This window comes from Cellulomonas sp. PS-H5 (genome assembly GCF_019265565.1).
Classification (GTDB): Bacteria; Actinomycetota; Actinomycetes; order Actinomycetales; family Cellulomonadaceae; genus Cellulomonas.
Genome location: NZ_JAHVCI010000099.1, coordinates 1 through 7,397, shown reverse-complemented (window position 1 = coordinate 7,397; position 7,397 = coordinate 1). Strand labels below are relative to the sequence as shown.

Here is a 7,397-nt window from a genome sequence, read left to right as displayed (position 1 = left end):
TGTGACTTTCGGCGCTAAATGGCGGGGTTCTGCCGCCGCAGCGTGGCGGGACAGTCAGGTGGCGCCGGGAGTGATGGGTCGCAGGACATCCTCGACCTCGTCGTGTCCCTTCCCGGGCCCGATCTCGGCGCGCTGGTGCTGGCACCACTCCAGGGGCGTGCTGCCAAATCTCGTGTCGCGGCGCGTGGGGTCTGCGCCGTGATGGAGCAGGCGGGTAACGCTGTCGGCTCGGCCGGAGAAGGCGGCCTCGTGCAGGGCGGTGGATCCGTCCCGGTCGACCCCATCTACGGGCGTGGACGCTGCGATGAGCTGATCGATCACGTTCAGCCGGCCGTGTGCCGCGGCAGTCCGCAGGGCCGCGACGCGATCCTCTTCACAGGTCTCGGAGCTCAGGGCGCCGGTGACGTCACCAGCAGCCGCAGCCTGAACCAGGTCCTGCGCTCCGGCGGCGAGTAGGACGTCCACGACGTCGGTCATGCCGAAGACGACAGCGTGTCGGAGGGCGGTCCCTCCTGGGACGCCACCGGCGGTGGGCGACGCGGTCGCGTCCAGGTCCGCTCCAGCCTCGACGAGGACCCGCGCGACCTCCGCGTCGCCGTAGCTGGCGGCGGTCATCAAGGGCGTCTCGGCGTCCAGGGGATCGCCTTCGACCGGAGCGCCGGCGTCGAGGAGCGCGCGGGCGAGAGCAGCGGTGCCGGGGACGTCTCGCCAGGTGTCGCGCGTGGTGTCGAAGCGCATCATCGCCACGTAGCCCAGGGGGCTGGCTCCGTGCAGGTGGTCACACCACCCGGACATCCTCTGGACGGCCAGCTCGGGGTGCGCGGCGAGCAGGTCGACCAGCCGGGCGGCGTCGCCGCTGTCCAGGATGGCGCGTCGCTGGACCTCGAGCTTGAGCTTGGCCCAGTGGGGGAACCCGATACTCGCGGGCCACGGAGAGTTGCGCTGAGCTCAGGGCGAGCTGCTCGGATACGGAGCGGATCCGGGCGACGGCAGCTGGGTCACCGCGTTCGGCCGTCCGTAGAAGGTCCTTGGCCTGGCGCCGGAGCTGCTCGAGGTCGGCGCGCGCTGGCAGAAGGGGCATGACGTCTCCTTAGGAGCTGGCGGCCCGCGCTGCCAGGCAGAGGAGATCGTCGACGGGAGTGGTTCGTCGTGGTGCTGTGGAGGTGGACTCAGTCCTGTCCGCGGGCCCGGTGGCGCCCTCCGCGCCAGCACCGACTCTAAGCCCGCGGCCGCCTGTCAGTGGGTGGGGATGACGTGGCAGACGCCGTCCTCGGAGCAGGCCGCGGGGTTCAGGGTGGCTGCGCGGTCCCGGAGCCGGCGGACCTCCTCGCGCGTCGCCTCGAGCTCTGCGATGCGCTCGTCCAGGGCAGCGGCGTGTCGGTCGAGCAGCGCGGTGACGTGTCCGCAGGGCGGCCCTTGGTCTTCGCGGACCGTGATGATGGTGCGGATCTCGGCGAGGCTCAAGCCGGCACCCTGGGCGGCTCGGACGAAGCGGAGCCGCGCGAGCGATGTCTCGTCGTAGTCGCGGTAGCCCGACGCGGTCCGGGCCGGCTGCGGCAGCACCTGCGCCTGCTCGTAGAACCTCAAGGTCTTCGTCGTCATACCCGCCTGCTCGGCCAGCTCCCCGATCCTCATGGTCTCAAGGCTACGTCTTGACCTTGCCGTGCGGTGGAACGTTTACGGTCCGTCGATGGGCATGGAAGAGACGTGGGACCTGGTCGTCATCGGTAGCGGAGGGGCGGCGATGGCCGCGGGGATTGAGGCCCGGTCGCGCGGGAAGTCGGTCTTGCTGGTCGAGCACGGGGTGCTGGGTGGAACGTGCTTGAACGTGGGGTGCATCCCGAGCAAGAACCTGCTCGCGGCCGCGGGGCGCCGTCACCGGGCGCTCGTCAACCCGTTCCCCGGCCTCCCGACCGGCGCGGGGGGCGTCGACCTGGCGGCTCTGATGGCGCAGAAGCAGGAGCTGATCGACCGGCTCCGTCAGGCGAAGTACACCGACGTGGCCGAGGCGCACGGCTTCCCGGTCATGTACGGCCACGCGCGATTCGTCGACGAGCAGACGCTCGAGGTCGACGGTGAGCGAGTCGCCGGCGCGGCATACATCGTCGCGACAGGCTCGGCCGCTCACATCCCGGCCCTGCCAGGCATGGACACGATCGACCCGCTGACGAGCACCACCGCGATGGAGCTGCAGGACATCCCCTCCTCGATGGTGGTGCTCGGCGGTGGGTACGTCGGGCTCGAGCAGGCCCAGCTCTGGTCCCAGCTCGGTGTCGCGGTCACGCTCGTCGGCCGGCTCGCGCCTCACGCCGAGCCAGAGGTCGCGGACGTGCTGCGGACCGTGTTCGCCGACGACGGCATCACCGTCGTGGAGGAACGCGCGGTGGCGCTCGAGCGCACCGCCGACGGCGCCGTGCTGGTCCGGACCGAGCGCGGCGCGCAGCTGACCGGTCAGCGTCTGCTGGTGGCCACCGGGAGGCACGCGAACACCGACGACCTCGGGCTGGACGACGCCGGGGTGCACACCGACGACCGACGGTTCATCACGGTGGATGCGCACCAGCGCACGAGCAACCCGCGGATCTTCGCCGCCGGTGACGTCTCCGGCGCCCCGCAGTACGTCTACGTCGCTGCACAGACCGGTCACGCTGCAGCTGCCGGAGCCCTTGGCCGGCCCACCACCGTCGACTACCGCGGCCTGCCGTCGGTGACGTTCACGACCCCCCAGCTCGCCTCCGCGGGCCTGACCGAGCAGCAGGCACTGGCCGCCGGGCACGAGTGCGACTCCCGGGTCTTGGATGCCCAGGACATCCCCCGATCGCTCGCCAACCGCGACACCCGCGGCACGCTCAAGGTCGTCGTCGACGCCCACACCCGCAAGATCCTCGGGGTCCACGCCGCCCTCGACGGCGCCGGCGACGTGATGCTCGCCGCGACCTACGCGATCAAGTTCGGGCTCACCGTCGACGACCTCGCCGACACCTGGGCGCCCTACCTGACCATGAGCGAGGCGTTGCGCATCTGCGCCGGCCTCTTCCGCAGCGACATGCCAACGAGCTGCTGCGCGTGAACGGCAGCGGCTGACCGGTTCCGCGCGGCCCGTGTCCCACTTCCTTGGAAGTGGAACAGGCGGGGAGCCCGCAGTTCGTGCGGAGACCGTGTGGTCTTGGCGTTCAGGTGGCGGGGCCTTGTCGGTGTTCTGTGGCGGTCGGGTCAGCTGGCGCCGACAACCAGGGGGTGATCGCGGGTCTACCGCGAGATCTGCCAGCGCGGCCACGCGATGGCAACGCCGGCGCGGCTATCCACCATGCCTCTCCTCGGAGCTCTTCGCTCCGTGCGTGCAGTCTCTCAACCGAGATGCGTCATGGGCCGGGGCAGGGCGTCAGAGGCCGAAGGCTCCGCCGCTGACGAGGATGACGATGCCCAGGCCGATCAGAACGATCGGGAACAGCACGTGTTCCCAGCGTTCGAGGACTTCGGCGATCGGTCGGCGCGTGGCGATGAACTTGGCCAGCATGACGAGGATCGCGACGAGCAGGAGGAAGACGACACAGTAGGCGACCACGGCTACAGGTCCCACGTTGAGGAAGACCGGGACGTAGACGCCGATGTTGTCTCCTCCGTTGGCGAAGGTGACCGCGGCGACGGTCAAGACGCCGACGTTCTTGCCCTCAACCTTGGCGTCATCGTCATCGTCGTCGCTCCCGCGCCAGGCCCGCCATGCGGCCCACAGGCCTAGGGCCAGGGGGATGAGCCCGAAGTAGGGGATGGCTTCTTCAGGAAGGAATGCTCCCGCGCCCAGTGACACGAGCACGGCGGTGCCCAGGATGCCGGCGAACCCGAGGTACTGGCCTGCGGTGATCCGGGCCGTCGTCCCGCGTTGCCCTGCGCCCCGGGCGAAGAACAGCGAGAGCACGATGATGTCGTCGATGTTGGTGGCAACGAACAGGCCGATCGCCTGCAGGACCGAGGAAACGATCACGCGTCAGGCTCCGCGTTGGCGCACCCGGGAACAGGGCAGGCAGGATCGATGCAGGGAGCGTTCTCATTCACGGCGAGGGTGACCTCGACCAGTGCGTTGAGCGCCCGTGCCAGGTGCGGGTCGGCGATCTCGTAACGTGTCTGGCGGCCCTCGGGCTCGGCGACCACGATGCCGCAGTCGCGCAGGCAAGCCAGATGGTTCGACACGTTCGAGCGCGTCAGCCCGAGGTCGCGTGCCAGCTCTGCCGGATAGGCGGGCCGCTCCAACAACGCCATCAGGAGCCGTGACCGTGTTGGGTCGGCCATTGCCCGGCCCAACCGGTTCATCACGTCCAGGCGAGTAGCAATGCTCAGCATGTGCTGAACTATACAGCACTGACTGAACCGGCAGCCTGTGCCGCAAACGAACGATTCCGCTACACGCGCCGGAGGGCCGGGCGGCGCGCGTCGTCGACGAGGCGCCTGATGTAGCGGAACTGCGTGCCGAAAACTACGGCGCGATACTTCCCGTGTCGGACGGGTTTCGCTACGGTCGACGCGTGGGGCATCTCCTGGGGTACGCGCGCGTGTCGACAACCGATCAGGACGCGTCGCTGCAGGTCGATGCGCTGACCAAGGCCGGGTGCTACCGGGTGTTCGTCGACACCGGCTCCGGGTCGCTGCAGCACCGGCCGGAGCTGGACAAGCTGCTGGACCAGCTGCGCCCGGGGGACACCCTGGTGGTGTGGCGGCTGGACCGGCTCGGCCGGTCGATCCGCCACCTGATCGACCAGCTGCAGGTCCTGGCCGACCGCGGCGTGGGGTTCCGGTCGTTGCAGGAGACCATCGACACCACCTCCCCAGGCGGACGGTTGGTGTTTCACGTCTTCGCGGCACTGGCCGAGTTCGAGCGCGACCTGATCCGAGAGCGCACCAACGCCGGCCTGGCGGCCGCTCGTGCTCGGGGCCGCAGCGGTGGGCGGCCGTCGGCGTTGTCCGCGGACCAGGTCCGGGCGGCCCGACGGATGTATGAGCAGAAGGACATGACCGTCGCCCAGATCGGGCAGGTGCTCGGCGTCTCCCGCACCACCATCTACCGGGCCCTGAACCGCGCGCCCGCCGCGGCGGCCCCGTCACGACGAGCCACGAGCGCCGTGTAGGCCGGCCGTGGACGCGGACGGGCGGTGGCGGATCCTGCGGCTGCATGTCGAGGACCAGGTCCCGCTCGCCGCGCTGGCCCGTCACCACGGCCTGGGAGTGCGCACGCTGGAACGCTGGCATGCCCGCTACCGCGCCGGCGGCCTGTCGGCCCTGGGCCGAGTGCCGCGGGCGGACGCGGGCGGGCATCACCTGCCGGCGGACCTCATCGCGCTAATCGAAGGGCTCGGGCTGACCCGGCCCCGCCCACCGATCGCCGCGATCCACCGGACGGTGGTGAAGGTCTGCGCCGGCACCGCGTGGCCGGTCCCGTCCTACGGCGTCGTCCGGTCGATCATCACCGCCCTGGACCCCGGCATGGTCACCCTCGCCCTCGAGGGAGCAGGCTCCTACCGGGACAAGTACGAGCTCGCGTTGCGGCGGACGGCCGACCGCCCCAACGCGATGTGGCAGGCCGACCACACCTTGCTGGACATCGTGCTCGTCGGCACGGACGGCAAGCCGGCCCGGCCGTGGCTGACCGTCGTGATGGACGACTGCTCCCGCGCGATCTGCGGCTACACGGTCTTCTTCGGTGCGCCGTCAACGATGCACACCGCCCTGGCGCTACGGCAGGCGATCTGGCCCAAGGCCGACCCCCGGTGGCCGATGTGCGGCATCCCCGACCTGTTGTACGTCGACCACGGGTCGGACTTCACCAGCGACCACCTGGCCCGCACCGCCGTCGACCTGCACATCCGCCTGATCCACTCCGCCGTCGCGCGACCCCAAGGGCGAGGCAAGGTCGAGCGCTTCTTCGGCACGGTCAACACCGAGCTGCTCACCACCCTGCCCGGACACCTCCACAGCGGCGCGGAGCGCTGGCCCGCGCCAGCCCTGTCCTTGGCTGACCTCGACGCCGCCGTCGGGGCGTTCGTCCTGGACTACAGCGACCGCGCCCACGGCGAGCTCGGCGTCTCGCCGCGGTCGGCGTGGATCGCCGACGGCTGGCTGCCACGCCTTCCCGACAGCCTCCAGGCGCTGGACGGGCTGCTGCTGACCGTGGCCCGATCCAGGACGGTGCGCCGCGACGGCATCCACTTCCAAGGCATGCGCTACGTCTCACCGACCCTCGCCGGCTTCGTCGGCCGCCCCGTGGTCATCCGCTACGACCCCAGAGACATCACCGAGATCCGCGTCTTCGACCACGACCAGTTCCTGTGCACCGCCGTCGCTCAGGAACACCACGCCAAGCAGATCAGCCTCAAGGACGTCCAGGCCGCCCGCAACGCCCGTCGCCGCGCCCTGCGCCGAGGCATCAACGAGCGGATCGCCGTCGTCGCCGCCCACACCCCCGACGCCCCTGCCAGGCCCGTGCCGCCGCGCGTGCCGACCGTGGCGCGGCTCAAGGTCTACAAGGAGGACCTCAGGTGAGCGAACGCTTCATCGTCACCAAGGAGCACCGCCGCTTCACCGAGTTCGCCGACTCCGTCCGGCGCGGGCGCACCATCGGGCTGTGCTTCGGGCCGGCCGGGGTCGGCAAGACCGTCTCCGCACGCCGCTACGCCCACTGGGACCAAGCCCACGAGCTGCTCACCGACTGGGGCCCGCGCTGCGATGACGACGCCAAGATCTACGCCGCGCTGGCCAAGAACCGCACCGCCCTGTACACCCCCGGGGTCCTGACCACCCCGCGGCTGCTGCGCGAGGACCTGGACCGGATCATCACGCGCACCAGCATCTGCATCCAGCAGCACGTCGAAGCCCCCGACCGCATCCCCTTGGACCGGTGGGGCACCCGGCGCACCACCAACTACGTCCAGCTCGTCATCGTCGACGAGTCCGAACGCCTGAGCCCCACCGCGCTCGAGCTCCTACGGGACCGCTACGACCGCGACCAGATCGCCCTGATCCTCATCGGCATGCCCGGGCTGGAGAAGCAGTTCAGCCACTACCCCCAGTTCTACAGCCGCGTCGGCTTCGCCCACCAGTACCGGCCCCTGAGCACCGACGAGATGCTCTTCGTCCTCCAACGCCACTGGCGCTCCCTGGGCAAGACCCTCAACCCCGACGACTTCACCGACGCCCAGACCATCGCCGCGATCAGCCGCATCACCCGCGGCAACTTCCGCCTCCTGGAGCGACTCTTCCCCCAGATCGAACGCGTCCTGAAGATCAACGAGCTGCAGACCATCACCAACGACGTCGTCGAAGCCGCCGCCAGCACCCTCGTCATCGGAGTCAACTAACCGTGCCCCTGAGCGGCTGAAGACCGCCGCCACTCACCGGAGAAAGTCACA

8 protein-coding genes are annotated in these 7,397 nt (G+C 70.2%); 4 read left to right on the top strand and 4 right to left on the bottom strand.

The features are described from left to right. Positions 1-54: 54 nt before the first annotated feature. Positions 55-741: an ankyrin repeat domain-containing protein gene (locus tag J5O08_RS20005; RefSeq protein ID WP_239192388.1), complete on the bottom strand. Its 687-nt coding sequence runs from the start codon at positions 739-741 to the stop codon at positions 55-57. 495 nt (positions 742-1,236) lie between these two features. Further along, a complete protein-coding gene (locus J5O08_RS20000) occupies positions 1,237-1,635 on the bottom strand; it encodes a heavy metal-responsive transcriptional regulator (RefSeq protein WP_166771975.1) in 399 nt (132 codons plus the stop codon). A 55-nt stretch (positions 1,636-1,690) separates the two neighbouring features. Between J5O08_RS20000 and merA the strand changes: the two genes are divergently transcribed. Continuing rightward, a complete protein-coding gene (merA, locus tag J5O08_RS19995; protein WP_094180443.1) occupies positions 1,691-3,070 on the top strand; it encodes a mercury(II) reductase in 1,380 nt (459 codons plus the stop codon). A gap of 312 nt (positions 3,071-3,382) precedes the next feature. On the opposite strand, the gene J5O08_RS19990 is transcribed toward merA, so the two are convergent. Then, on the bottom strand, positions 3,383-3,982 hold the full coding sequence (locus tag J5O08_RS19990) for a cadmium resistance transporter (protein ID WP_013115601.1): 600 nt from the start codon (positions 3,980-3,982) through the stop codon (positions 3,383-3,385). Then, positions 3,979-4,338, bottom strand: a complete 360-nt coding sequence (locus J5O08_RS19985; protein WP_090034559.1) for a helix-turn-helix transcriptional regulator — start codon at positions 4,336-4,338, stop codon at positions 3,979-3,981. The genes J5O08_RS19990 and J5O08_RS19985 overlap by 4 nt, the downstream gene beginning before the upstream one ends. A gap of 182 nt (positions 4,339-4,520) precedes the next feature. Here J5O08_RS19985 and J5O08_RS19980 point away from each other — a divergent pair, with 182 nt between their 5' ends. From J5O08_RS19980 to J5O08_RS19970, 3 genes are read left to right on the top strand one after another with little or no spacing between them, the layout of a single operon-like run. Then, positions 4,521-5,120, top strand: a complete 600-nt coding sequence (locus tag J5O08_RS19980; protein WP_147794727.1) for a recombinase family protein — start codon at positions 4,521-4,523, stop codon at positions 5,118-5,120. A gap of 7 nt (positions 5,121-5,127) precedes the next feature. Next, positions 5,128-6,531, top strand: coding sequence for a Mu transposase C-terminal domain-containing protein (locus J5O08_RS19975; protein ID WP_147794726.1), 1,404 nt, complete (start codon positions 5,128-5,130; stop codon positions 6,529-6,531). Continuing rightward, a complete protein-coding gene (locus tag J5O08_RS19970; protein WP_147794725.1) occupies positions 6,528-7,346 on the top strand; it encodes an AAA family ATPase in 819 nt (272 codons plus the stop codon). Before J5O08_RS19975 ends, J5O08_RS19970 begins: the two co-directional genes overlap by 4 nt. Positions 7,347-7,397: the final 51 nt, after the last annotated feature.

Excerpts from the sequence above, each read along its gene's own strand:
- J5O08_RS20005 (WP_239192388.1), bottom strand. The coding sequence starts at position 741 with ATGATGCGCTTCGACACCACGCGCGACACCTGGCGAGACGTCCCCGGC.
- J5O08_RS20000 (WP_166771975.1), bottom strand. The coding sequence starts at position 1,635 with ATGAGGATCGGGGAGCTGGCCGAGCAGGCGGGTATGACGACGAAGACC.
- merA (WP_094180443.1), top strand. The coding sequence starts at position 1,691 with ATGGGCATGGAAGAGACGTGGGACCTGGTCGTCATCGGTAGCGGAGGG.
- J5O08_RS19985 (WP_090034559.1), bottom strand. The coding sequence starts at position 4,338 with ATGCTGAGCATTGCTACTCGCCTGGACGTGATGAACCGGTTGGGCCGG.